The 25,195-nt window shown below is 74.0% G+C and carries 22 protein-coding genes; 15 read left to right on the forward strand and 7 right to left on the reverse strand.

The window, feature by feature from the left end; genetic code table 11:
- Positions 1-34 precede the first annotated feature (34 nt).
- The 4 genes from ACZ51S_RS23840 to ACZ51S_RS23855 all read left to right on the forward strand — a co-directional run bounded on the left by ACZ51S_RS23840 (position 35) and on the right by ACZ51S_RS23855 (position 7,105).
- A complete protein-coding gene (locus tag ACZ51S_RS23840; RefSeq protein ID WP_468476391.1) occupies positions 35-1,294 on the forward strand; it encodes a sensor histidine kinase in 1,260 nt (419 codons plus the stop codon).
- Between the two features lie 162 nt (positions 1,295-1,456).
- Positions 1,457-2,584: a phenylalanine--tRNA ligase subunit alpha gene (gene pheS, locus ACZ51S_RS23845; protein WP_468476390.1), complete on the forward strand. Its 1,128-nt coding sequence runs from the start codon at positions 1,457-1,459 to the stop codon at positions 2,582-2,584.
- Positions 2,584-5,112 carry a phenylalanine--tRNA ligase subunit beta gene (gene pheT, locus ACZ51S_RS23850; protein ID WP_468961929.1) on the forward strand — a complete coding sequence of 843 codons (2,529 nt, stop codon included), beginning with the start codon at positions 2,584-2,586 and terminating at the stop codon, positions 5,110-5,112. Before pheS ends, pheT begins: the two co-directional genes overlap by 1 nt.
- A gap of 655 nt (positions 5,113-5,767) precedes the next feature.
- Positions 5,768-7,105, forward strand: coding sequence for a transcriptional regulator (locus ACZ51S_RS23855; protein WP_468476388.1), 1,338 nt, complete (start codon positions 5,768-5,770; stop codon positions 7,103-7,105).
- Between the two features lie 113 nt (positions 7,106-7,218).
- On the opposite strand, the gene ACZ51S_RS23860 is transcribed toward ACZ51S_RS23855, so the two are convergent.
- Positions 7,219-8,121, reverse strand: a complete 903-nt coding sequence (locus ACZ51S_RS23860; RefSeq protein ID WP_388945032.1) for a 3-hydroxybutyryl-CoA dehydrogenase — start codon at positions 8,119-8,121, stop codon at positions 7,219-7,221.
- A 153-nt stretch (positions 8,122-8,274) separates the two neighbouring features.
- Between ACZ51S_RS23860 and ACZ51S_RS23865 the strand changes: the two genes are divergently transcribed.
- Positions 8,275-9,561, forward strand: coding sequence for a glycoside hydrolase family 10-like protein (locus ACZ51S_RS23865; protein ID WP_468476387.1), 1,287 nt, complete (start codon positions 8,275-8,277; stop codon positions 9,559-9,561).
- Position 9,562: 1 nt separating this feature from the next.
- On the opposite strand, the gene ACZ51S_RS23870 is transcribed toward ACZ51S_RS23865, so the two are convergent.
- Together ACZ51S_RS23870 and ACZ51S_RS23875 are read right to left on the reverse strand one after the other, a co-directional pair.
- The gene (locus ACZ51S_RS23870; protein ID WP_468476386.1) at positions 9,563-9,778 is read right to left on the reverse strand and encodes a DUF1918 domain-containing protein; all 216 of its coding nucleotides are present in this window, start codon (positions 9,776-9,778) and stop codon (positions 9,563-9,565) included.
- Between the two features lie 59 nt (positions 9,779-9,837).
- Complete coding sequence (locus tag ACZ51S_RS23875; protein ID WP_468476385.1) at positions 9,838-10,782, reverse strand: DMT family transporter; 945 nt, start codon at positions 10,780-10,782, stop codon at positions 9,838-9,840.
- On the opposite strand from ACZ51S_RS23875, the gene ACZ51S_RS23880 reads away from it, so the two are divergent.
- From ACZ51S_RS23880 to ACZ51S_RS23895, 4 genes are all read left to right on the forward strand, one after another.
- Positions 10,781-12,256 carry an aminotransferase-like domain-containing protein gene (locus ACZ51S_RS23880; protein WP_468476384.1) on the forward strand — a complete coding sequence of 492 codons (1,476 nt, stop codon included), beginning with the start codon at positions 10,781-10,783 and terminating at the stop codon, positions 12,254-12,256. The two genes, ACZ51S_RS23875 and ACZ51S_RS23880, sit on opposite strands and share 2 nt — an antisense overlap.
- A gap of 32 nt (positions 12,257-12,288) precedes the next feature.
- Entirely contained in the window at positions 12,289-13,059 is a 771-nt protein-coding gene (locus ACZ51S_RS23885; protein ID WP_468476383.1) for an N-acetyltransferase, read from the forward strand.
- Positions 13,056-13,553: a GNAT family N-acetyltransferase gene (locus tag ACZ51S_RS23890; protein ID WP_468476382.1), complete on the forward strand. Its 498-nt coding sequence runs from the start codon at positions 13,056-13,058 to the stop codon at positions 13,551-13,553. Before ACZ51S_RS23885 ends, ACZ51S_RS23890 begins: the two co-directional genes overlap by 4 nt.
- Before the next feature lie 70 nt (positions 13,554-13,623).
- Positions 13,624-14,682 (forward strand): helix-turn-helix transcriptional regulator, encoded by a 1,059-nt coding sequence (locus ACZ51S_RS23895; protein WP_468961932.1) that lies wholly within the window; start codon positions 13,624-13,626, stop codon positions 14,680-14,682.
- Here the strand turns inward: ACZ51S_RS23895 and ACZ51S_RS23900 are convergent.
- Positions 14,673-15,653 carry an SDR family oxidoreductase gene (locus ACZ51S_RS23900; RefSeq protein ID WP_468803341.1) on the reverse strand — a complete coding sequence of 327 codons (981 nt, stop codon included), beginning with the start codon at positions 15,651-15,653 and terminating at the stop codon, positions 14,673-14,675. The two genes, ACZ51S_RS23895 and ACZ51S_RS23900, sit on opposite strands and share 10 nt — an antisense overlap.
- A 125-nt stretch (positions 15,654-15,778) precedes the next feature.
- Between ACZ51S_RS23900 and argC the strand changes: the two genes are divergently transcribed.
- The 5 genes from argC to ACZ51S_RS23925 are packed head-to-tail and all read left to right on the forward strand — an operon-like array spanning position 15,779 to position 20,600.
- Complete coding sequence (gene argC, locus ACZ51S_RS23905; protein ID WP_388945005.1) at positions 15,779-16,807, forward strand: N-acetyl-gamma-glutamyl-phosphate reductase; 1,029 nt, start codon at positions 15,779-15,781, stop codon at positions 16,805-16,807.
- Positions 16,804-17,961: a bifunctional glutamate N-acetyltransferase/amino-acid acetyltransferase ArgJ gene (gene argJ / locus ACZ51S_RS23910; protein ID WP_468476379.1), complete on the forward strand. Its 1,158-nt coding sequence runs from the start codon at positions 16,804-16,806 to the stop codon at positions 17,959-17,961. Before argC ends, argJ begins: the two co-directional genes overlap by 4 nt.
- Positions 17,958-18,866 (forward strand): acetylglutamate kinase, encoded by a 909-nt coding sequence (argB, locus tag ACZ51S_RS23915; RefSeq protein ID WP_388944999.1) that lies wholly within the window; start codon positions 17,958-17,960, stop codon positions 18,864-18,866. The genes argJ and argB overlap by 4 nt, the downstream gene beginning before the upstream one ends.
- Positions 18,863-20,053, forward strand: a complete 1,191-nt coding sequence (locus ACZ51S_RS23920; RefSeq protein WP_468886655.1) for an acetylornithine transaminase — start codon at positions 18,863-18,865, stop codon at positions 20,051-20,053. The genes argB and ACZ51S_RS23920 overlap by 4 nt, the downstream gene beginning before the upstream one ends.
- Positions 20,054-20,060: 7 nt before the next feature.
- The gene (locus ACZ51S_RS23925) at positions 20,061-20,600 is read left to right on the forward strand and encodes an arginine repressor (protein ID WP_388944993.1); all 540 of its coding nucleotides are present in this window, start codon (positions 20,061-20,063) and stop codon (positions 20,598-20,600) included.
- A gap of 25 nt (positions 20,601-20,625) precedes the next feature.
- On the opposite strand, the gene ACZ51S_RS23930 is transcribed toward ACZ51S_RS23925, so the two are convergent.
- Positions 20,626-21,315: a L,D-transpeptidase family protein gene (locus tag ACZ51S_RS23930; RefSeq protein WP_468476377.1), complete on the reverse strand. Its 690-nt coding sequence runs from the start codon at positions 21,313-21,315 to the stop codon at positions 20,626-20,628.
- A 58-nt stretch (positions 21,316-21,373) separates the two neighbouring features.
- Positions 21,374-22,825 carry a hypothetical protein gene (locus ACZ51S_RS23935; RefSeq protein ID WP_468476376.1) on the reverse strand — a complete coding sequence of 484 codons (1,452 nt, stop codon included), beginning with the start codon at positions 22,823-22,825 and terminating at the stop codon, positions 21,374-21,376.
- Positions 22,826-23,088: 263 nt separating this feature from the next.
- Here ACZ51S_RS23935 and argH point away from each other — a divergent pair, with 263 nt between their 5' ends.
- Complete coding sequence (argH, locus tag ACZ51S_RS23940; protein WP_468476375.1) at positions 23,089-24,516, forward strand: argininosuccinate lyase; 1,428 nt, start codon at positions 23,089-23,091, stop codon at positions 24,514-24,516.
- Between the two features lie 83 nt (positions 24,517-24,599).
- On the opposite strand, the gene ACZ51S_RS23945 is transcribed toward argH, so the two are convergent.
- Positions 24,600-25,100 (reverse strand): HAD domain-containing protein, encoded by a 501-nt coding sequence (locus tag ACZ51S_RS23945; RefSeq protein WP_468476374.1) that lies wholly within the window; start codon positions 25,098-25,100, stop codon positions 24,600-24,602.
- Between the last annotated feature and the right edge of the window lie 95 nt (positions 25,101-25,195).

Raw genomic sequence — 25,195 nt, forward strand, 5'->3', positions numbered from 1 at the left:
CACTGAGCTACCCGGAGATGCGGGGTACGGGGACATGACCGTCGGTACGAACAGCTCACCAGGGGCCGCGGACGCGGCCGAGGAGCGGTTCGGGGACGCCGCCCGGCCCCCGGGCGGCGCGCCGCCCGTTCCGCCGGCCGCCCCGGACGCCCTGGCCTCCGTACCGCCCCAGGCGGGCCCCGCAGGCCGCGGGAGCCGTGCCCCCGGTGCCCCCGGCCAGGGGCCCGGCGGAGCTCCCGGGGAGGGGGACGACGCCTTCCGGATGGATCCCGACGAGCTGCCCGACGGGCTCGTCGTCGCCGATCACACCGGGCACGTCGTCTGCTTCAACCGGGCCGCGTCCCGGATCACCGCCATCGCGGCCGGCCAGGCCCTCGGTGCCCGCATCGAGCGCGCGCTGCCGCTGGAGGACCTCGAAGGCCGCCGCTGGTGGGCGATGACCGACCCGTACGGGGGGCTCGCCACCCGGCGCGGCCAGCCCGAGCGGAACCTGCTGCTGCCCGGCGGGCGCGAGGTGCTCGTCTCCGCCCGCTACGTACGCACCCACCCCACCGGCCCGCTCAGCCGCCTCGTCGTCACCCTGCGCGGCACCGAGGCCCGGCGCCGCACGGAGCGCAGCCACGCCGAGCTGATCGCGACGGTGGCGCACGAACTGCGCTCCCCGCTGACCTCGGTCAAGGGGTTCACCGCGACCCTGCTCGCCAAGTGGGAACGGTTCACCGACGACCAGAAGCGGCTGATGCTGGAGACCGTCGACGCCGACGCCAACCGCGTCACCCGGCTCATCGCCGAGCTCCTCGACATCTCCCGCATCGACTCCGGCCGCCTGGAGGTGCGCCGCCAGCCCGTCGACATCGCCGCCGCCGTGGGCCGCCACGTCCAGGCGCTCACCGCGAACGGGCAGGCGCCCGAGCGGTTCCTCGTACGGGTCAGCAGCCCGCTGCCGGACCTGTGGGCCGACCCGGACAAGATCGACCAGATCCTCGGCAACCTCCTCGAAAATGCGGTGCGCCACGGTGACGGAACGGTCACCATCGACGTGGCGCCGCACGAGAAGGGAACTGCCGTCACCGTGACCGACGAAGGCCCCGGGATCCCCGAGGAGTCGATGGGCCGCGTCTTCACCCGCTTCTGGCGGGGGAGCAAGCGCGGCGGCACCGGCCTGGGCCTGTACATCGTCAAGGGCATCGTGGAGGCCCACGGCGGCACCATCACGGTCGGCCGAGGCCCCGGAGGCGGAGCCGAGTTCCGATTTATCCTGCCCGTGAGCGCGCCGGCCTACCTCACGCAGTAACCCTGCGGACGGTCTCGCCAGGCGGCCCACGGGCTCCTCCACCCCCGGCGGCCCTTAGACTCGTCCTTTGGCACCTTTGTGTCCTTGGGCCGATCGATCCGAGCCGTTTCGATCCAGGTCGCGCGGGGACCCACCAGCCAGCCATCGGAAGTACGGGAAGAGATGTCGGCACCGAACAAGTCGTACGACCCTGTCGAGGTCGAGGCACTGAAACCGGAAGAGATCGAGCGCATGCGGGACGAGGCGCTCGCCGCCTTCGCGTCCGCCGGCGACCTCGACGAGCTCCGCGAGGCGAAGACCGCGCACATGGGCGACCGCTCGCCCCTGGCGCTCGCCAACCGCGAGATCGGCGCCCTGCCGCCCCAGGCCAAGGCCGAGGCGGGCAAGCGCGTCGGACAGGCCCGCGGCGCCGTGAACAAGGCCTTCGGGGCCCGCACGGTGCAGCTGGAGGCCGAGCGCGACGAGCGGGTGCTGGTCGAGGAGGCGGTGGACGTCACGCTGCCCTACGACCGCGTGCCCGCCGGCGCCCGCCACCCCCTGACGACGCTGATGGACCGCATCGCGGACATCTTCGTCGGCATGGGCTACGAGGTGGCGGAAGGCCCCGAGGTGGAGGCGGAGTGGTTCAACTTCGACGCCCTCAACTTCACGCCCGACCACCCGGCGCGCCAGATGCAGGACACCTTCTTCGTCCAGGGCCCCAAGGGCACCGGGGGCGACGAGTCCGGTGTCGTGCTGCGCACCCACACCTCCCCGGTGCAGGCGCGTTCGCTGCTGGAGCGCAAGCCGCCCGTCTACGTCGTCTGCCCGGGCCGCGTGTACCGCACCGACGAGCTCGACGCGACGCACACCCCGGTCTTCCACCAGGTCGAGCTGCTCGCCGTGGACGAGGGCCTGACCATGGCCGACCTCAAGGGCACCATCGACCACATGGTCAAGGAGCTCTTCGGGGAGCAGACCACCACCCGGCTGCGCCCGCACTTCTTCCCCTTCACCGAGCCGTCCGCCGAGATGGACATGCAGTGCTACGTCTGCCGCGGCGAGTCGGTGGGCAACCCCGACCGCCCCTGCCGTACCTGCTCCAGCGAGGGCTGGATCGAGCTCGGCGGCTGCGGCATGGTCAACCCGAAGGTGCTCGTCGCCTGCGGTGTGGACCCGGAGAAGTACAGCGGGTTCGCCTTCGGCTTCGGCATCGAGCGGATGCTGATGTTCCGTCACAACGTTGAAGACATGCGAGACATGGTCGAGGGTGACGTGCGCTTCACCCGGCCGTTCGGGAGTGAGATCTGATGCGCGTCCCGCTTTCCTGGCTGCGGGAGTACGTCGACCTCCCCGTGGGCGAGACCGGCCGTGACGTGGCCGCCAAGCTGGTCGACGCCGGCCTCGAGGTCGAGACCGTCGAGCAGCTCGGCGCCGGCCTCAAGGGCCCCCTCGTCGTCGGCCAGGTGCTGACCATCGAAGAGCTCGAGGGCTTCCGCAAGCCGATCCGGTTCTGCACGGTCGACGTCGGCTCCGCCAACGGCACCGGCGAGCCGCAGGAGATCGTCTGCGGCGCCCGGAACTTCTCCGTCGGCGACAAGGTCGTCGTGGTCCTGCCCGGCGCCGTCCTGCCCGGCGACTTCGCGATCGCCTCGCGCAAGACGTACGGCAGGACCTCGCACGGCATGATCTGCTCCGGCGAGGAGCTGGGCATGGGCGACGACGGCACGCACGGCATCATCGTGCTGCCGCCGGAGTACGAGCCCGGCACCGACGCGATCGAGCTGCTCCAGCTCGTCGACGAGGTCCTCGACATCGACATCACCCCGGACCGCGGTTACTGCATGTCCATGCGCGGTGTGGCCCGCGAGGCCGCCACCGCCTACGGCCTGCCGCTGCGCGACCCGGCGCTGCTCGACGTGCCCGCGCCGAACTCGTACGGCTACGCCGTGCAGATCTCCGACCCGCAGGGCTGCGACCGCTTCACCGCCCGCACGGTGACCGGCCTCGACCCCGAGGCGCGGTCCCCGATCTGGCTGACGCGCCGCCTCCAGAAGGCGGGCATGCGCCCGATCTCGCTGGCCGTCGACATCACCAACTACGTGATGCTGGAGCTCGGACAGCCGCTGCACGCCTACGACCGCTCGCGCCTCGACGGCGCGATCGGCGTCCGCCGTGCCGAGCAGGGCGAGAAGCTCACCACCCTCGACGGGGTCAAGCGCACGCTCGACGCCGAGGACCTGGTGATCACCGACGGCAGCGGCCCCATCGGCCTCGCCGGTGTCATGGGCGGTGCCAACACCGAGATCGCCGACTCCGTCACCGACCCGGAGACGGGCGCCGTCACCGGCACCACCGACGTCGTGATCGAGGCCGCGCACTTCGACTCCGTGTCGATCTCGCGCACCGCCCGCCGCCTGAAGCTCTCCTCCGAGGCCTCCAAGCGCTTCGAGCGGGGCGTCGACCCGCAGGCCGCCGCCGCGGCCGCCCAGCGGACCGTCGACCTGCTGGTGCTGCTCGCCGGCGGCACCGCCGAGGCCGGCGTCACCGAGCTCACCGCCCCTGGAGCCCCGCGCACCATCGCGATGCGCGCGGACCACCCGGACCGGGTCGCGGGCATGGAGTACGGCCGCGAGACCGTCGTGCGCCGCCTCCAGGAGATCGGCTGCGACGTCTACGGCCAGGACGAGCTCGTCGTCACCGTCCCCTCGTGGCGGCCCGACCTCGCCGAGCCCAACGACCTCGCCGAAGAGGTCATCCGGCTGGAGGGCTACGGGAACCTCCCGTCCACCCTCCCGCAGGTCCCCTCCGGACGCGGCCTGACCGCGCGCCAGCAGCTGCACCGCCGGGTCGGCCGCGCGCTGGCCGGCGCCGGCTACGTCGAGGCGCTGAGCTACCCGTTCATCGGCGAGGCCGTCTTCGACCAGCTCCAGCTGCCGGCGCACGACGCGAGCCGCCAGGTCGTCAAGCTGGTCAACCCGATCTCCGACGAGGAGCCGGCGCTGCGCACCACGCTGCTGCCGGGTCTGCTCGGCGCGCTGCGCCGCAACGACAGCCGGGGCAGCCACGACCTCGCGCTCTTCGAGACCGGCTCGGTCTTCCGTGCCGCCGCCGAGCCGGGTGTCGCCGTACGGCTGCCCGTCGACCGGCGTCCCACGGACGAGGAGGTCGCCACCCTCGACGCGGCCCTGCCCGCGCAGCCGCGGTACGCCGCGGTCGTGCTGGCCGGTGCCCGCGAGCAGGCCGGCTGGTGGGGCAAGGGACGTCCGGCGGGCTGGGCGGACGCCGTCCAGGCCGCCCGCGCGCTGGCCGTCGAGGCCGGTGCGGAGCTGGTCGTCCGCCAGGGCCAGTACGGCCCCTGGCACCCGGGCCGCTGCGCCGAGCTGGTCGTCACCGTCGACGGTGTCGAGCAGGTCATCGGCCACGCCGGCGAGCTGCACCCGCGCGTGGTCAAGGCCATGGGCCTGCCCGCCCGCACCAGCGCCATGGAGCTCGACCTGGACCGTCTCGCGGCGGCCGGCGGCGGCGCCGTGCAGGCGCCCCGGATCTCCACCTTCCCGGTGGCGACCCAGGACGTCGCGCTGATCGTGGACGCCTCCGTCCCCGCCTCGGCGGTGGAGGACGCGCTGCGCAAGGGCGCCGGCGAACTGCTGGAGTCCCTGCGGCTGTTCGACGTGTTCACCGGTGAGCAGGTCGGCGAGGGCAAGAAGTCCCTCGCGTACGCGCTGCGCTTCCGGGCGCCCGACCGGACGCTGACCGCCGAGGAGTCCACGGCCGCGCGCGACGCCGCCGTCGCCCTGGCCGGCGAGCGGACCGGGGCGGTGCTGCGGGGCGCGTGACGCCGCCGCCGCTTGAACCGCTCTGAGGGGCGCGTCCGGATCACCGGGCGCGCCCCTCACCCGTTCGGGTGGCACCCCGGACCCTGCGGGGCCTGACCGCTCCGCGCAGCGGTGCGCCCGCGCACGGGCACACCCGCGCGGCTGGCTGCGGGCGTGCGCGCCGTGCACGGCACCGGGAGGGCGGCCCCACCGTCGAAGCCGCCCCCGGGGTGCCGCGCCGCGGCCGACCGGTGCGGGTCCGCCCGTCCCGGGGGGAGTGGAACGGCCCGGGCGGACCCGTGTCACCGGCGGAGCCGTTCCGTACCGGGCCGGTGGACGGACCCGGTACGGAACCGGCCAGGCCCCGGCGGGCCCGGCGACCAACCGGACCCCTCGGAGCCGTGGTGCGCCGCCCGCGCCTGCCATGGAGTGTCGGGCAGACAGCAGGGGCGGGCGGCGCGGTGCCGGGTCGTCGCACTGTACGAGGGGGAGCCGACGACCGGGCTGCCTCCTTGGCGAGGCTCTTCAGTGAACCGCCCCCGGGGCCCCGCGCGGCAGGGTGCGCAACGCATTTATGCGCGCACTCACTTCACACCCCGTGTGAAGGAAACGCGGAACGCCCCCGAGCCCACCGCTCAGCCACTAGCCTGAGGGCGACGAGCCCTTGGAGGGGCCCATGCAGCCCAATGCCCTGCTCGACGCCCTCCTCGCCGAGGCGGGCATGTCCCACGCCGGACTCGCCGCGCATGTCAACCAGGCCGGCCGGTCCCGTGGACTCGCGCTGCGCTACGAACACACCGCCGTCTCCCGCTGGCTGAAGGGGCAGCGCCCCCGCGGCCAGGTGCCCGACCTGATCTGCGAGGTGCTGGGCGGACGGCTCCAGCGTCCCGTCGCACTCGACGACATCGGGCTCGGGATCCCCGGCCGGCAGAGCCCGCACGCCACTCGGCTCAGCGGATTCGTCGACCGTGCCACCGCGCTGTGGCGCTCCGACGAGCTGGGCCGGCCCGCACAGCTCACCGCGCACGCCCTCACCGGCACCCCGGCCGTCATTCCGGTGTGGGAGTGGGAGAACCCGCCCGAGGACGCCGACGTGTCCCGGGAGGGCCCGCACCGCATCGGCCCCGAGCACGTCGAGATCCTGCGCGCGGCCCGGGCGCACTACGAGCTGATGTACCGCCGGGCCGGCGGGATGGCCACCCGGGCCCGGATCGTGCGCTTCCTCGGCAGCGAGACCGCGCCGATGCTGCGCGGGAGTTACACCGACGAGATCGGCCGGCCGCTGCACCGGGCCGGCGGCTCGCTGGTGGCGGTCGCGGGGATCTGCGCGTACGACTCCGACGCTCACGGCCTCGCCCAGCGCTACTTCCACCAGGCGCTGCGGCTCGCCAAGGCCAGCGGGGACCGGGGGCTGGGGGCGTACGTGATCGCCCTGCTCGTCAACCAGTCGCTGCACCTGAAGGACTACCGCCAGGCCGTGGCCTTCGCCGAGGCCGCGCTGCGCGCCGCCGGCCGGGACGTCACCCCGGCGCTGGGTGCCGACCTGTACGCGATGCAGGCCAAGGCGTACGCGCGACTCGGCGACGGACGGGCGGCGCTGGCCTGCATCCGGCGCGCCGAGGCGGCCGCCGGGCGGATCGTGCCCGGGGCCGAGCCCGCCGAGACCGGCTACGTCCAGCCGGGGCTGGTCAACGTACAGGTGGCGGAGGCGCTGCTGAGCCTGGGGGACCTCGCCGGCGCGCACGAGCAGGCGGCCGAGGCGGTGGGGACCCCGGCGCACGAACGGGGGCGGGTGCACCGCCTCGCGATGCTGTGCGAGATCCAGCTGCGGCAGGGGGAGGCAGAGCGGGCGGTGGCCTCGGCGGCCGAAATGGCGGAGCGGGCCAAGGGGATGGAGTCACTGCGCCTGCGGGACCGGCTGCGGGCCGTCCGGGAGCAGCTGCTGAGCAGCGGGTGCGCGGGCGCGGAGGAGACCGCGTACCGCATCGACGGGGCACTGCGCGTCCCCCTGTGAGGGGGCGTCAGCCGCTGCCGTGCCGCCGCCGGCGGACGCGGGAGGGCCCGGCCGCCGCCGGGGCGGCCGGGCCCTCCCGGCGCGCCATCCGCGGCCGGGCCGCCCCAGGAGGTTCAGCCGTACGGGTAGAAGCCCGAGCCCGTCTTGCGGCCCAGACGGCCCGCGTCGACCATGCGCTGGAGCAGCGGGGGAGCGGCGTACAGCGGCTCCTTGTACTCGGCGTACATCGAATCGGCGATCGAGGCGATGGTGTCCAGGCCGATCAGGTCGGACAGCTTGAGCGGGCCCATCGGGTGGGCGCAGCCCAGCTCCATGCCGTTGTCGATGTCCTCGCGGCTCGCGATGCCCGACTCGAACATCCGGATCGCGGACAGCAGGTACGGCACGAGGAGCGCGTTGACGACGAAGCCGGACCGGTCCTGCGCGCGGACGGCGTGCTTGTTCAGCACGTCCCGCACCAGGGCCTCGGACCGCTTGACCGTCTCCTCGCTCGTGGTGAGCGCCGGGATCAGCTCGACGAGCCGCTGGACGGGCGCCGGGTTGAAGAAGTGGATGCCGATGACCTGGTCCGGCCGCGAGGTCGCGACGGCCAGCTTGACCAGCGGGATCGAGGAGGTGTTGGAGGCGAGGATCGCGTCCGGGCGGGTGATCACCTGGTCCAGGACCTGGAAGATCTCCGTCTTGACCTGCTCGTTCTCGACGACGGCCTCGATGACGAGGTCGCGGTCGGCGAACTCGCCGAGGTCGGTGGTGAAGCTGAGGCGGGCCAGGGTGGCGTCCCGCTCCTCCTCGCTGATCTTGCCGCGTTCGGCGGCCTTGGTCAGCGAGTTGTGCAGCCGGGTACGCCCGATCTCCAGGGCCTCGCCGGTGGTCTCGGCGACCTTCACCTCAAGACCGCTGCGGGCGCACACCTCGGCGATGCCTGCGCCCATCTGGCCACAGCCCACCACGCCGACCCGTGCGATGTCGGTCGGGAGGGTAGAGAGGTCCGTCACATCGTGCCTTTCGCTGCTCATCCATCGCGGGTCCCCCGTGTTCGGCAGTGGTAACTGCACCCCGGCGCCCGCCACGCCCCACGACGTTACTCCGGCGTTGCCTCCGGCGGCGGGCCGGGGCGGGCATGCTGTGCCCACGCAGAGCGATGTCACGGAGCGGAACGGAGTCTTCACATGGCGTACATCGGACGGCGGGGGCTGCTGACGGGGGCCGCGGGCGTGCTGGCCGCGACGGCGGCGGGGCCCGCAGCGGCGGCGGGCACGGCGGCGCGGGCGGCGGAACCGGCGGGGCCGCCGGCGGTGCTCCCGGCGCGGGCCGGCGCCGGAGGCCGGGCCGGGGCCGCGGAGTTCCGCGGGATGTGGATCGCCTCCGTACAGAACGTCGACTGGCCTTCCAGGAGCGGTCTGCCCGCCCGGGAGCAGCGCGCCGAGCTGATCAGGCTCCTCGACACGGCCGTGGCGCGCCGGCTCAACGCCGTGGTCCTCCAGGTCCGGCCGGCCGCCGACGCCCTGTGGCCCTCGGCGTACGAGCCGTGGTCGCAGTGGCTGACCGGGGTGCAGGGCCGAGACCCGGGCTGGGACCCGCTGGGCACGGCCGTCGCCGAGGCGCACGCGCGCGGGCTGGAGCTGCACGCCTGGTTCAACCCGTACCGGGTGGCCCAGCACACCGACCCCTCCCGGCTCGCGGTCTCGCACCCGGCGCGCCGCAACCCCGGCTGGACCGTCGCGTACGGCGGCAGGCTCTACTACAACCCGGGGCTGCCGGAGGTGCGGGCCTTCGTGCAGAAGGCGATGCTGGACGCCGTCTCCCGCTACCCCGTCGACGCGGTGCACTGGGACGACTACTTCTACCCGTACCCCGTCGCCGGGCAGCACTTCGACGACGACGACGCCTACGCGGAGTACGGCGGCTCCTTCTCCTCGCGCGCCGCCTGGCGCCGCCACAACACCGACACCCTCGTCGAGGAGATGTCGCGGCGGATGCGCGCCGACCACCCGACGGTGCGGTTCGGCGTGAGCCCCTTCGGGGTGTGGCGCAACCAGAGCACCGACGGGCGCGGCTCGGCCACGCGGGCGCTCCAGGCGTACGACGACCTCTACGCGGACACGCGCAAGTGGGTGCTGGAGGGCTGGGTCGACTACATCGCGCCCCAGGCGTACTGGCACATCGGGCACCCGCAGGCCGACTACGCGACGGTCGTGCCCTGGTGGGCGAAGACCGTCGCGGGCACCGGCGTGGACCTGTACGTGGGCGAGGCGCTCTACCTGTGCGACGCCCGCAGCTCCGTCGCGGCCTGGCGCGACCCCGCGGAACTGTCCCGGCACCTGACCTTCGCCCGCCGGTACGCGGAGGTCCGCGGCCACGTGTACTTCTCGGGGAAGCACGTGGTCGCGGACCCCAATGGAGCGCTGGCCAGGGTCGTCGCCGACCACTACCCGACGGCGGTGCCGCCGACCTGAGTCACTGCCGGGCGGCGGACTTGCCCCCGGAATCGTCCGGGTGGCGTACGACGCAGTCGGGGCCGGGGGACATGACGGCGTCGTGCCCGTCCGGGAAGTGGACCCGGTACGGGGGAGCGCCGTTCTCACCCAGGACCTCGACGATCTCGCCCACCCTGTCGTGCTGGCCCACGATCCTGCCGTGCTGCACCAACTGGTCGCCCTCGGTCGCGCGCATGTGCTGACCTCCCTCGGAGCCGGTCCGATCCGGTGCAAGAAGTTTAGGCCGATCCGTGACTATTTGACCCGTTGGGTGACGGTGATGCAGACCAGGACGGCGCAGGCGGCCAGCGGGGTGGCCGGGGACAGCCGCTCGCCCAGCAGCGCCACCGACCACACCAGGGTGAGCAGCGGCTGGGCGAGCTGGAGCTGGCTGGCGCGCGGCGCGCCGATCTCGGCAATCCCCCGGTACCAGACGTACAGCCCGAGGAAGGTCGAGCCGGCCGCCGCCCACACCAGGCCGGTCACCCCGTGCCAGTTCAGGTGCACCGGCTCCGAGGCGAGCGCCAGCACCGAGCCCACGAGCGACAGCGGCAGGCACAGCACCAGCGCCCAGCCGATCACCTGCCAGCCCGGCATGGCGCGGGCCAGGCGTCCGCCCTCGGTGTAGCCGGCCGCGCACACCAGCAGCGCCCCGAACAGGTAGACGTCCCCCGTCGAGACCGAGCCGCCGCTCTGGGCCAGGGTGAAGCCGAGGATCACCGCGGCGCCGGCGACGGCCGCCGCCCAGAAGCGGCCCGAAGGGCGGGTGCCGGTGCGCAGGGCCGAGAGGGCGGCCGTGGTCAGCGGCAGCAGGCCGACGACGACGGCGGCGTGCGAGGTGGTGGAGGTCTGCAGGGCGAGGGTGGTCAGCAGCGGGAAGCCGGCCACCACCCCTGCGGCGACGACGGCCAGGCCCGCCCAGTGCTCTCGGGCCGGCAGGGGCACCCGTCCGGCCAGTAGGAAGCCGCCGGCGATCACCGCCGCCAGCACGCTGCGCAGGGCGACGAGCGACCAGGGGCCGAAGCTCTCCAGTCCCCAGGCGGTGGCGGGGAAGGTCAGCGAGAAGGCGACCACCCCGAGCAGGGCCAGAGCGGTACCGCTGCGCGTGCCCGTACGTCCGCGGGTGCTGCCGTCGCGGGTGCTGCCGTCCACCTGGAGTGCTATCGGGGCGAGGCCAGTAGCGCTATTCTGTGCTGTCATGTACGAGCGTAGCAGTGTGGCCGAGCTGGCAGAATCCCTCCGGTCGGAGCTCGACCGCTATCCGGTGGGTGGAAAGCTGCCCTCCAGTCGGGCCATGGTCGAGCGCTACCGGGTGAGCCCCGTCACCGTCTCCCGGGCCCTCGCGCAGCTCGCCGCCGAGGGCCTCGTCGTCACCCGCCCCGGCGCCGGCGCCTTCCGCGCGCATCCCCGTACGAACGACCCCGCCCCCGGGGACACCTCCTGGCAGGCCCTCGCCCTCAGCTCCGAGGGCGCCGGGGAGGTGATCCCGCGCTCCGTGGACGCCGCCGGGGTGGTGAACTCCCTCGCCGTACCCCCGGCCGGGGTCATCGAGCTCAACGGCGGCTACCTGCACCACTCGCTCCAGCCCGAGCGGGCCATGGCCGCGGCCCTGGCCCGCGCCGGACGCCGCCCCGGGGCCTGGGGGCGGCCGCCCATGGAGGGACTGCCCGAGCTGCGCGACTGGTTCGCCCGGGAGATCGGGGGCGCGGCCGGGTCGGTGGGCGCCGCCGACGTGCTGATCACCGCCGGCGGGCAGAGCGCGCTGACCACCGCCGTACGGGCGCTGGCACCGCCCGGCGCGCCGATCCTGGTCGAGTCGCCCACCTACCCCGGCCTGCTGGCCATCGCCCGCGCCTCCGGCTGCCGGCCGGTACCCGTCCCGGTGGACGCCGACGGGGTCCGGCCGGAGCTGCTGGCCGCCGCCTTCGAAGCCACCGGCGCACGCGTCTTCGTATGCCAGCCGCTGTTCCAGAACCCGACCGGCGCCGTACTGTCCGCCGCGCGCGCAACCGAGGTGCTGCGCATCGCGCGGGCCGCCGGGGCCTTCGTGGTCGAGGACGACTACGCGCGCAACCTCGCCCACGAGGACGCCGGGCCGCTGCCCGCGACGCTCGCGGCCCAGGACTCCGACGGGGTCGTGGTCCACGTCCGCTCCCTGACCAAGGCCACCTCGCCCAGCCTGCGGGTCGGCGCGCTCGCCGCCCGCGGCCCGGTCCTGGACCGGCTGCGGGCCATCCAGGTCGTCGACACCTTCTTCGTGCCCCGGCCGCTCCAGGAGGCCGCGCTCGAACTGGTCGGCGCGCCCGCCTGGCCGCGCCACCTGCGGACCGTCGCCGCCGAGCTGCGCCACCGGCGCGACGTGCTCGCGGGCGCCCTGCGGCGGGAGCTGCCCGGCACCGGACCGGCCCACCTGCCCTCGGGGGGCTTCCAGCTCTGGGTGCGCCCCGGCGGGGGCGGCGACGACGCCGGCTTCGCGGCGGCGGCCCTGCGCGCCGGGGTCGCCGTCACCCCGGGGCGCCCGTACTTCTGCGCCGAACCGCCCGCCGCGCACATCCGGCTGAGCTTCGCCGGGGTCTCGGGCCCGGGGGAGCTGGTGGAGGCGGTGCAGCGGCTGCGGGGCGCCCTGCCCGGGGGCCTGCCGGGCGGGGCGGCCGAGGGGGCACAAACCCGTTGAGGGGACCGGGAAGCCGCCCCTAACCTGCGGGTATGACCCGCATAGAGATCACCTCCCTCGCCCGCCGCCCCGAACTCGCCCCGCGGCTCTGGGACATGGAGGACTCCTGGCCGGAGTTCGCCCTGCAGGACCCGATCGGCTGGCTGCTGTACCCGCGCCTGGTCGCCGAGTTCCCCGAGTACGTCTTCATCGCCACCGAGGGCGACGCGGTGGTGGCCCGCGCCTTCAGCGTGCCCTTCGCGCTGCACACGCCCGAGCGCGGCGGGGTGCTGCCCGGGCAGGGCTGGGACCGGGTCCTGATGTGGGCCTTCTCCGACCGGCGGCGCGGGGTCCGGCCCGACACGGTCAGCGCCCTGGAGATCTCCGTCGCGGCGGGCCGGCAGGGCGAGGGGCTCTCCGGCCGGATGCTGGCCGCCATGCGCGAGGGCGCCCGGGCGGCCGGGTTCACCGAGGTGGTGGCCCCGGTCCGGCCGAGCGGCAAGCCCGCCGAGCCCGACACCCCGATGGCGGAGTACGCGTACCGGACCCGCGAGGACGGACTGCCCCACGACCCGTGGCTGCGGGTCCACGTCCGCGCGGGGGCGGTCATCGACTCGGTGGCCCCCGCCTCGATGACCATCAGCGGCACCCTCGACCAGTGGCGGCAGTGGACCGGCCTGCCCTTCGACGAGCCGGGCCCGGTCCGCGTACCGGGAGCGCTCACCCCCGTCCACTGCGAGCCCGCTCACGACCGCGCGGTCTACGTGGAACCGAACGTATGGGTCCGCCACGCCCTCGGCGCCGTCCCGGCGGTCTCCGCGTGATCACGGTCCGCGCCGCCGGCCCGGATGACGGGGACGCCGTCGGCGAGATCCACGCCGCCGCCTGGGAGGCCGCGTACGCCCCCTTCTTCACCCCGGAGTTCGCCGCCGAGGGCGTCCGCAGCCGGCGCACCCGCTGGCACGCGCGGCTCGCGGAGGACCCCCGGACGCTCCTGCTGGCCGAGGCCGGCGGCCGGCCCCTGGCGATGTCATGGTCCTGCCCCTCCACGACCCGGCCGGGCCTCGCGGAGATCCTCAGCTTCTACGGCCACCCCGAGGGCTGGGGCAGCGGCGTCGCCGCCGTGCTGATGGAGGCGACGCTGGACCGCCTGCGCGGCGACGGATTCGCCCGCACGCACCTGTGGACCCTGCGCGACACCCCGCGCTCGCGCCGCTTCTACGCCAAGTGCGGCTTCGCGGGGACCGGCGCCGCCCGGCTCCTCGACTTCGGCGACGGCCACCCGCTTGAGCAGGTGGAGTACGAGCGGGAGTGCTGAGCCGGGCGCCCCTCGCGGACCGGCGGCGGCAGAAGTACCGTTCGTCCGCCGGGTCGGTGATCCTTGGGGGATGCGTGCCGCCCGCCTGATCCGCATGGCTCTCCTGATCCAGTCGAACCCCGGCCTGACCGCGGCCGCTCTCGCCCGTGAACTGGAGATCTCCGAGCGGACCGTGATCCGCGACGCCCAGGCGTTGCAGGAGGCCGGCGTCCCCGTCCGGTCGGAGCGGGGCCGGGTGGGCGGATACTTCCTCGCCGCGGGATACCGGACCCGGCTCACCACGCTCCGTCCGAGCGAGGCGGAGACGCTCTTCCTGTCCGGTCTGCCCTCGGCGTTGCGGGATCTGGGGCTGTCGGACGCGGCGGCGACCGCCCGGCTGAAGCTGACCGCGACCCTGCTCCCGTCGGTACGCCAGGCCGCCGAGTCCTCGGTGCGGCGCTTCCACCTCGACGCCCCGGCCTGGTTCCGCGAACCCGCCACCCCGGAACTGCTGCCGGAGCTGGCCCGCGCGGTGTGGGCGGACCGGGCCGTCGAACTGTCGTACGCCTGGCCGGGCCGGGACGGCGCCCCGGCCTCTGCCGTGGCGCGGGTGGTGGAGCCGTACGGGCTCGTGCTGAAGGCCGGCACCTGGTACGCCGTCGCCCGCGTCCCCGCCAAGCGGGAGGACCACGACGGCGGCTGGCGTACCTACCGCGTCGACCGGATCACCGCCCTCGGCCCCGTTCCCCGAGCGGAGGAGCCGTTCGTGCGCGACCCGGCCTTCGAACTGGCCGCACACTGGGAGGCCGGCTCGGCCGCCTTCGCCCGCAGCCTTCTGCGCACTACCGTCACGGTCCGGCTGACCGGCCAGGGGCTGCGGCGGCTGCCCGCCGTGGCGGACGGGGCCGCCATCGCGGACGCGCTCGCCTCCGCGAGCGCCCCGGACCCCGCCGGCCTGGTCACCCTCGAGCTGCCGGCGGAGTCCGAGGACGTCGCCTTCGACCAGCTGACCCGGCTCGGCGCGGACGCCGAGGTGCTGGCCCCGGCTTCCCTGCGCGCCCGCTTCCGCGAGCGCGCCGAAGCCCTGGCCGCGCTCTACCGGGCCGGCCCTCGGGAGGCGCGACCCGGGGAAGCCGAGGATCAGCGGTAGTCCTCGGGGGATCCTTCCTTGCCGCCGTAGACGACGTCCTCGAAGTAGGCCCAGGCATCCGGCCGGCTGCCGTCCACGTCCGTCACCCCGTACGCCCTGGCGAGTTCCCCGCTGGAGGTGGACCTGCCGTTCCACCGCTTCGCGCGGTCCGGGTCGGCGGCCAGCGCCGCGACCGTACGGGCCAGGTAGCGCGGGGACTCGGCGATCGCGAACGTCGGCTCCTGGGCGATCGCGTCACGCCAGTTCTCCTCACTCACACCGAAGTGGGAGAGCATCTGCTCCGAACGCAGGAAGCCCGGGGACACCGCGACCGCCGTGCCACCGTACTCCGCCAGCTCCTGACCCAGCCCGAACGCGAGGCGGATCGGGGCGTTCTTGGCCAGGTCGTAGTAGATGTTCTCCCGGTAGCGGCGGTTGGAGTGCGCGGTGCCGTCGGTGACCTCCACGTGCAGCGGCGCGTCGGAGCGGATCAGCAGCGGAAGCAGCAGCGCCGCCGTGATCACGTGCGAGCGCGCGCCCAGCTCCAGGATCCGCAGGCCGTCGGCGAGCGGTGTCTCCCAGCTCTTCTTCCCGAACACCGAGGTGGCCAGAAGGTGCTCGCCGCCCCACAGGTCGTTGACGAGGATGTCGAGCCGCCCGTACTCCCGGTCGATCCGCTCGACGAGGGCCCGGACCTGGGCTTCGTCGAGGTGGTCGGTGGGAACGGCGATTCCGGTGCCGCCCGCCGCGGTGACGAGTTCGGCGGTCTCCTCGATGGTCTCGGTCGTCCGGCCGACCTCGCTGGCCCGGGCCCGGGTGGTTCGACCGGTGACGTACACGGTCGCACCGGCCCGGCCCAGTTCCACGGCCTGAGCTCGTCCCGCCCCGCGGGTGGCACCCGCCACGAGCGCGATCCGGCCCGCGAGCGGACCGGCCGGACTGGTCTGCGCGGTGTTCCGGGTGTTCTGCTTGATGGTGTCCTCGTTGCTCATGTCCTCCATCGTTCCTGCCAAAACTGACAGAACGCGTCACCTTTTACAGAGTGGAAGAGAGAGTGGGAGGCTTTGCATAAAACTGCATAGGTACGTATAGTCATGCCATCGAGGAGGAGGGTCCGATGGTGGTACGTGTTGCGGTGGCCGGAGCGAGCGGATACGCGGGCGGTGAAGTCCTGCGCCTGCTGCTCTCGCACCCCGAGGTGGAGATCGGCGCCCTGACCGGGCACTCCAACGCCGGGCAGCCCTTCGGCCCCCTCCAGCCGCACCTGGTCCCGCTCGCCGGACGGACCCTGGAGGCGACCACCCCCGAGGTCCTCGCCGGCCACGACGTCGTCTTCCTGGCCCTGCCGCACGGACAGTCCGCCGCCGTCGCCGCCGGGCTCGGCGAGGACGTGCTCGTCGTCGACATGGGCGCCGACCACCGGCTGAAGGACTCCGCCGACTGGGACGCGTTCTACGGCGCCCCGCACGCCGGAACCTGGCCCTACGGGCTCCCCGAGCTCCCCGGCGGCCGGGCCGCCCTGGCCGGGACCCGGCGCATCGCCGTCCCCGGCTGCTTCCCGACCGCCGTGTCGCTCGCCCTCTACCCCGCCTACCAGGCGCGCCTCGCCGAGCCGGAGGCCGTGATCGTCGCCGCCACCGGCACCTCCGGCGCCGGCAAGGCCCTCAAGCCGCACCTGCTCGGCTCCGAGGTCATGGGCACCGTCACCCCGTACGGCGTCGGCGGCGCCCATCGGCACACCCCCGAGATGGTGCAGAACCTCTCCCCGCTGGCGGGAGAGCGGGTCTCCGTCTCCTTCACCCCGAACCTCGTGCCGATGCCGCGCGGCATCCTCGCCACCTGCTCCGCCAAGGCGCTGCCCGGCACCACCGCGGAGTCACTGCGCGCCGCGTACGAGAAGGCCTACGCCGACGAGCCCTTCGTCCGGCTCCTTCCCGAGGGCCAGTGGCCCACCACCAAGGCCGTGTACGGCTCCAACGCCGTCCACGTCCAGGTCGCGTACGACGGGTCCGCCCGGCGGATCATCGCCATCAGCGCGATCGACAACCTCACCAAGGGCACCGCCGGCGGCGCGGTGCAGAGCATGAACATCGCCCTGGGACTCCCCGAGGCGCTGGGTCTTTCCACGATGGGAGTGGCGCCGTGAGCGTGACGGCTGCACAGGGATTCACGGCGGCGGGCATCGCCGCCGGGATCAAGGCGAACGGCAACCCCGACCTGGCCCTCGTGGTCAACAACGGGCCGCGACTGGCCGCCGCGGGCGTCTTCACCTCCAACCGCGTCAAGGCCGCCCCCGTGCGCTGGTCCGAGCAGGTGCTGCGCGGCGCGACCGTCAGCGCGGTCGTCCTCAACTCCGGCGGCGCCAACGCCTGCACCGGCCCCAAGGGCTTCCAGGACACCCACGCCACCGCCGAGAAGGTGGCGGCCGTCCTGGGCGGCGAGCACAACGCCGGTGAGATCGCGGTCGCCTCGACCGGCCTGATCGGCGTCCTGCTCCCCATGGACAAGCTGCTCCCCGGCATCGAGACGGCGGCCGCCGCCCTCAGCGCCGACGGCGGCGAGGCCGCCGCCATCGCCATCAAGACCACCGACACCGTCCACAAGACGGCCGCCGTCTCCCGGGACGGCTGGACGGTCGGCGGCATGGCCAAGGGCGCGGGCATGCTCGCCCCCGGCCTGGCCACCATGCTCGTCGTCCTCACCACCGACGCCGACCTGGACAGCGCCACCCTCGACAAGGCCCTGCGGGACGCGACCCGCACCACCTTCGACCGGGTCGACTCCGACGGCTGCATGTCCACCAACGACACGGTGCTGCTGCTCGGCTCCGGCGCCTCCGGCCGGGTGCCGGCGTACGAGGACTTCGCCGAGGCCGTACGGAGCGTCTGCGACGACCTCGCCCGCCAGCTGATCGGCGACGCGGAGGGCGCCAGCAAGGACATCCGCATCGAGGTCGTCGGCGCGGCCAGCGAGCAGGACGCGGTCGAGGTCGGCCGGTCCATCGCACGCAACAACCTGCTCAAGTGCGCCATCCACGGCGAGGACCCCAACTGGGGCCGGGTCCTGTCCGCCATCGGCACCACCAGTGCGGCCTTCGACCCGGACCGGCTCAACGTCGCCATCAACGGCGTCTGGGTCTGCAAGAACGGCTCCGTCGGCGAGGACCGCGACCTGGTGAGCATGAAGGACCGCGAGGTCCGCATCACCGCCGACCTGTCCACCGGCTCCGAGTCCGCGGTCATCTGGGCCAACGACCTGACGGCCGAGTACGTCCACGAGAACAGCGCGTACAGCTCATGAGCACCGCGAGGCGCCACACCGCGCTCCCCAAGGCCGAGATCCTCATCGAGGCCCTGCCGTGGCTCACCCGGCACAACGGCAAGATCGTCGTCATCAAGTTCGGCGGCAACGCCATGATCGACGAGGACCTGAAGGCCGCCTTCGCCCAGGACGTGGTCTTCCTGCGCCAGGCCGGCCTGCGGCCCGTCGTCGTCCACGGCGGCGGCCCGCAGATCAACGCCCAGCTCGACAAGCAGGGCCTGGTCAGCGAGTTCAAGGCCGGCCTGCGGGTCACCACCCCGGAGGCCATGGACGTCGTACGCATGGTCCTGGCGGGCCAGGTCCAGCGGGAACTGGTCGGCCTGCTCAACCAGCACGGACCGCTCGCCGTCGGCATGACCGGCGAGGACGCCCACACCATCACCGCCACCAGGCACACCCCGGTGATCGAGGGCGAGGCCGTCGACATCGGCCGGGTCGGCGAGATCACCGCCATCGACACCGGCGCGATCGAGGCCCTGCTCGCCGACGGCCGGATCCCGGTCATCTCCTCCATCGCGCGCAGCGCCGACGACGGTCACGTGTACAACGTGAACGCCGACACGGCGGCCGCAGCGCTCGCCGCCGCGCTCGGCGCCGAGACGCTGATGGTCCTCACCGACGTCGAGGGCCTCTACGCGGACTGGCCCAACAGCGACGAGGTCATCAGCCGGCTCACCGTCAGCGAGCTGGAGAAGCTGCTGCCCGAGCTGTCCAGCGGCATGGTGCCGAAGATGGAGGGCTGCCTGCACGCCGTGCGCGGCGGCGTCAGCACCGCCCGGGTGATCGACGGGCGGGTCCAGCACTCGATCCTGCTGGAGATCTTCACCGACGAGGGAATCGGCACGATGGTCGTGCCCGACGCACAGGGAGGGAACGGCACGTGAGCGGCAACCAGGAGTACGGGGCCCGCTGGCAGGGGGCGCTGACCAACAACTACGGCACCCCCGCGCTCGCCCTCGTACGCGGTGCGGGCGCACAGGTCTGGGACGCGGACGGCAAGCAGTACACCGATTTCGTCGGCGGCATCGCGGTCAACGCCCTCGGCCACGCCCACCCGGCCGTCGTCTCCGCCGTGGCCGGGCAGATCGCCACCCTCGGACACGTCTCCAACCTCTACGCCTCCGAGCCCGTCCTCGCGCTCGGCGAGCGGCTGCTCCAGCTCTTCGGCCGCGAAGGCCGCGTTTTCTTCTGCAACTCCGGTGCGGAAGCGGTCGAGGCCGTCTACAAGATCGGTCGGCTCACCGGGCGGACCCACATGGTCGCCACCAGCGGCGGCTTCCACGGCCGGACCATGGGCGCCCTCGCCCTGACCGGCCAGCCGGCGAAGCAGCAGCCCTTCCTGCCGCTGCCCGGCGAGGTCACGCACGTCCCGTACGGCGACGCGGAGGCCCTCCGGGCGGCCGTCACCGAGGACACCGCCTTCGTCCTCATCGAGCCCGTCCAGGGCGAGAACGGCGTGGTCGTGCCGCCCGCCGGCTACCTCACCGCCGCCCGCGAGATCACCCGGGCCACCGGCACGCTGCTCGCCCTCGACGAGGTGCAGACCGGGATCGGCCGCTGCGGCAGCTGGTTCGAGCACCAGCGGCACGAGGGCGTCGAGCCCGACCTCGTCACGCTCGCGAAGGGCCTCGGCGGCGGCCTGCCCCTCGGCGCCGTGGCCGCCTTCGGCCCGGCCGCGGACCTGCTCCAGCCCGGCCAGCACGGCACCACCTTCGGCGGGAACCCGGTCGCCTGCGCCGCCGGACTCGCCGTGATCGACACCATCGCCGCCGAAGGACTGCTCGACCAGGTCAAGGCGCGCGGAGAGCGGCTGCGCTCCGGAATCGAAGCGTCCGCCCATGGGCTGGTCTCCCACGTCCGCGGGTCGGGCCTGTTGCTGGGTATCGTGCTGACGGAGCCGCTCGCACCGCAGGTGCAGCTCGCGGCCCAGCAGGCCGGATTCCTGGTCAACGCGCCCGCCCCCGACGTCGTACGGCTGATGCCCCCGTTCGTCATCACCGAGGCCGAGGTCGACGCGTTCGTCCGGGCACTTCCCGGCATCCTCGACGAAGCGGGACGACCCGGAGAATGAGACGACGATGAGCCAGGCGCAGGAACCCGAGCAGAACGGCGGCCCCTCCGTTCCGCAGACCCGCACCGCCCGCCACCGCCGGATCGTGGACATCCTCAACCGGCAGCCGGTCCGCTCCCAGAGCCAGCTGGCCAAACTGCTCGCCGACGACGGGCTGAGCGTCACCCAGGCGACGCTCTCCCGCGACCTCGACGAGCTGGGCGCCGTCAAGATCCGCAACACCGGCGGCGAGCTGATCTACGCGGTTCCCAGCGAGGGCGGCTTCCGCACCCCGCAGGCCCCGCTCGGCGAGTCGGCGAAGGAGGAGCGCATGCGCCGCCTCTCCGGCGAACTGCTGATCTCGGCGGAGGCCTCCGCGAACCTCGTGGTCCTGCGCACCCCGCCCGGCGCGGCCCAGTTCCTCGCCTCGGCGATCGACCAGGCCGAACTCCAGGCGATCCTCGGCACCATCGCGGGCGACGACACCCTGATGCTCATCAGCCGCGACCCGGCCGGCGGCCAGGCCCTGGCCGACCACCTGCTGCGCCTGGCGCAGAAGGAAGGTTAGGACCCGGCCCCCGAAGCCCTGCCCCTCAGTAGCGGGTGACCGCGAGGGCGCCCGTCTCCGTGCCGATCGCGATGTGCGGGCGGCGCCGGGGGTCCGCCCAGCGCAGGAGCTCGCGCATCGCGCCGTGCGGGACCGAGACGCAGCCGGCCGTGGCTCCCTCGCCGTTCACGTGCAGGAAGATGCCCGCGCCCCGGCCGCGTACGGGACGGTCGTAGTTGAAGGCGATGACCAGGGCGTGCGCGTACTGCTCCGCGTACGCCACCAGGTGCTCGGCCTCGCCCGGCGCGCAGTCGGCGCGCAGCGGCTCCGTCCAGCGGTTGTAGGCGGCGGACGCGTTGTCCTGGCACCACCACGAACGGTCCGTCACCCTCCGGTACCAGTACGCCGTCCCGGCCGGGGCGTGTGCGATGCCGAAGGCGTACGGCAGCCCGTACAGGCCCGCCGGGGTGGTGCTGGTGCCCTGGACCCGGGACCCGCCGTCGGCCAGGCCGTTCGCGCCGAACCGGGCGGGCGCGCTGCCCGCCTCGAACCAGCGGCCCGCGCGCCGGTCCCACCAGGTCAGCACCCCCGTCGTCGACCCCGGCGCGGGGGCGACGGCGGTGATCAGCTGGCTGCCGCCGCCGGTGTCGGCGAGACGCGCGGGCAGCGGGGCGGAGTCGTACGGGAGCAGCCCGGCGAGGACCAGCGAGCCGGCGAGCAGAGCGGTACGCAGCACACGTCAGACGGTACGTCCGCGCCCTCCCCCGGCGGCGCAGGCAGGCCGGGGGAGGGCGTCACAGCCGCAGCTCCCGCACGTCCAGCAGCCGGGCGGACCGCGCCAGCAGCGCGCCCAGCTCCGCGTGGTGGGCCTCGCCCTCGTCCAGGGTGCTGAGCCAGTTCCAGTGGAGCACCCTGCTGCGCGCCCGCCGGTTCAGGCCCGGGTCGGGGTCCGTCAGCATGGCGACGCAGGCCCGCAGTTCGGCGCTCCCGCCCCGGCCGTGCAGCAGCCGGAAAGCGGCCCGGCGGGTGTGCGGGGGCCAGGCGGGGCCGGTGCGGTCGGCCAGCGCGGCGGCGTCCAGCCACGCGGCCGCGGGGAGCAGGCACAGTGCGGCCTCCCGGGCCACCGATGCCGAGGCGTCCTCCAGCAGCGCGAGCAGGGCCGCGTCCTCGACGGCGATGCCGAGCCCGCGCAGCGCGGCCAGGGAGGCGGCCCGAACCGCGCCGTCGGGGTGGCCGAGCAGGCCGCGCAGCAGCGGCCCGTCGGCCGGCCCGGCCACCTCGCGGAAGCCGGCGACCGCGTACCGGCTCACCCGCTCCGGGTCGGTGACGAGCTCGCGGTGGAGCGCGTACGGGTCGCGGCCGTCCTGGCGCAGCACCCAGCGGGCGCAGGCCCGGACCCGGCCGGACCGGTCCGCCAGGTGGTCCGTGGCCTGCGCCGCCCGCCCGGCCCGGCGCAGGGCCGTGACCCCGGCGGCCCGCACCGCCGGGAAGCGGGAGCCGAGCAGGGCGTCGACCGCCCCGTCGTCCGGCCCGTCGGCGGCCATCGCCGCCAGCGCGGCACCGGTCCACACCGAGGCCGTCACCGGGTCGGGCTCGGCGGCGGCCTGCCGGGCGGTCTCCCGTACGCCGAACCGCCCGCAGGCGAGGGTGACGCGGGCGGCGAACCGCCGGCTCGCCAGGTCGGCGCTCCCGCGCAGGCGGGCCAGGAGGCGGTCGCGCTGCTGGGGCGTCAGCGCGTTCCAGCTCCACGTCGTGCACGGCCGGCCGGGGCGCCACCAGGCGGCGAGGAGGGAGTAGCGGCCGGAGAGGGCCGCCTCGAGCTGCTCCACCGCCCAGGTGCCGTGCGCGCGGCCGCCGAGCCGCAGGACGAACGGGGTGATGGCGGTCAGTACGTCGGCGGGGTGCTTGGCCACCAGCCTGCCGAGGACCCGGCGGGCGCGGTCGCGGACCTGCGGGACCCGGTCGGCGCACCGGATCAGGACGAGTTCGAGCGGCGGGAGCCGCCAGGCGGCGAGTGCGGCCGCGCGTACCCGCCCGTCGCGGTGGCACAGGCGGGCCTCCAGCCGGCCGCCGCCGGCCGCCCGGCCGGGGGAGGAGCGCTGGAGGCGGCGCACCTCTTCGTCGAACGCGATCCAGGCATCCGGGCCGTTGCCCAGGAGCCGGCCGGCGACCGGGGAGGCGTGCCCCTCCAGGAGTTCTCTGGCCACCGTGCGCCCCCAGGACGCGTTCTCGGCCGCGCTCCACATGTGCCCTCCCCGGATCGTGTGCGCCCGATCGTAGGCGGCGGCGGACGGAGTACGCCTCCCGATATGCGAGCAGGTCAGCGCGGGGGCACTGGGCCTCGATTGACGAAACATACGGAGCAATGCATAGTTATGCCTACTGCGGCCGGTCACGACGGCGCGTCGCGTCGCGCCGTGAATCGTTTGACGCTGTACCGAGACGGCCTCTCCGCTTCCTGCGCGGCGGGGAGACCGTCGCACCACCACCCTCATGAGGAGCAGTAGCTGTGAGCAGCAACAACGGTGACGTCCGGCTCTGGGGCGGCCGGTTCGCCGACGGCCCGTCCGAGGCCCTCGCGAAGCTGTCCGCGTCGGTCCACTTCGACTGGCGCCTGGCGCCGTACGACATCGCCGGCTCCCGCGCCCACGCCCGCGTCCTCGCGAAGGCGGGCCTGCTCACGGCCGAGGAGCTCGACCGCATGCTCGCCGGGCTCGACCGGCTGGAGGCCGATGTGGCCGACGGCTCCTTCACCGGCACCATCGCCGACGAGGACGTGCACACCGCCCTGGAGCGCGGTCTGCTGGAGCGGCTCGGCCCCGACCTCGGCGGCAAGCTGCGCGCCGGACGCTCCCGCAACGACCAGGTGGCCACCCTCTTCCGCATGTACCTGCGCGACCACGCGCGGATCATCGGCGGGCTGATCGCCGACCTCCAGGACGCGCTGGTCGGCCTCGCCGAGGCGCACGCGGACGTGGCGATGCCGGGCCGGACCCACCTCCAGCACGCGCAGCCCGTCCTGTTCGCCCACCACGTACTGGCCCACGTGCAGTCCCTGTCCCGGGACGCGGAGCGGCTGCGGCAGTGGGACACCCGGACCGCGGTCTCCCCGTACGGCTCGGGCGCCCTGGCCGGCTCCTCGCTCGGCCTGGACCCGGAGGCGGTCGCCGCCGACCTGGGCTTCGAGCGGGGCTCGGTCGGCAACTCGATCGACGGCACGGCGTCCCGCGACTTCGTCGCCGAGTTCGCCTTCGTCACCGCGATGATCGGGATCAACCTGTCCCGCATCGCGGAGGAGATCATCCTGTGGAACACGAAGGAGTTCTCCTTCGTCACCCTCCACGACGCCTTCTCCACCGGCTCGTCGATCATGCCGCAGAAGAAGAACCCCGACATCGCGGAGCTGGCGCGCGGCAAGTCGGGCCGCCTGATCGGCAACCTCACCGGCCTGCTCGCCACCCTGAAGGCGCTGCCCCTGGCGTACAACCGGGACCTCCAGGAGGACAAGGAGCCGGTCTTCGACTCCTGCGACACCCTCGAGGTGCTGCTGCCGGCCTTCACCGGGATGATGGCCACCCTCACCGTCCACCGGGAGCGGATGGAGGAGCTGGCCCCGGCGGGCTTCTCGCTCGCCACCGACATCGCCGAATGGCTGGTCAAGCAGGGCGTGCCCTTCCGTGTCGCGCACGAGGTCGCCGGCGAGTGCGTCAAGGAGTGCGAGGCGCAGGGGGTCGAGCTCGACGAGCTCACGGACGAGCAGTTCGCGAAGATCTCGGAGCACCTGACCCCCGAGGTCCGTACCGTCCTCAACGTCCCCGGCGCGCTGGCCTCCCGCAACGGCCGCGGCGGCACCGCCCCGTCGGCGGTCGCGGTCCAGCTCACCGAGCTGAAGGCCGACCTGGTCATCCAGCACGCCTGGGCCGCCCACAAGCAGTAGCCGACGTGCCCGCGGGGGCGGTACGGGCGGACGGGCCCGTACCGCCCCCGCGCGCGTGTCGGGTCCGGCGCCCGCGCGGCGGGTCAGCGCACCCAGTCCGCCAGCGCGTCGAAGTCCGGCCGGGTCAGGCCGATCCGCTCGTCCACGTACATCAGCAGGGCGTGGGCGGGGTGGCGCTGGTCGACGTACTCGTGGTCCATCGCCGTGATGTCGTCGTCGATCCAGGCGAAGGGCCGCGCGCCCGCGTACTCGAGGACGTACTGCGTCTTCCAGAAGGTGCCGCGCGGGGCCCGGCCGTGCATCCGCGGCCAGTCGATGAAGGGGAGCCTCGGCAGCCCCAGGCGCGGCCCTATCCAGTCGTTCGCCTCGTCCTTCCAGGTGGTGGCCCAGACGAGGTCGTACGCGTCCGCCAGCGCGAGCAGCTCCGCCCCGTGGTCCGGGTTCAGCCACACCCGCAGCGGCTTGCCCTCGGTGAAGCCGGTGGGACGCATCCGGTGGGTGGTGTAGCCCTCGGGGCGCCGCTCGGCCTGGGCGGCGTACGGGTTCAGCGGGCCGTCGACGTCGATCAGCAGCAGTGGCTTCATGGGTGCAGACTTCCTCTCCGGCTGCCGTCCGGCAGCCGATTTTTCTAGATCCGAATCCAGGAATGAGACGAGAGCGTCTCATTCGGTCTATGCTT

This window comes from Streptomyces sp. NPDC034043, assembly GCF_055575675.1.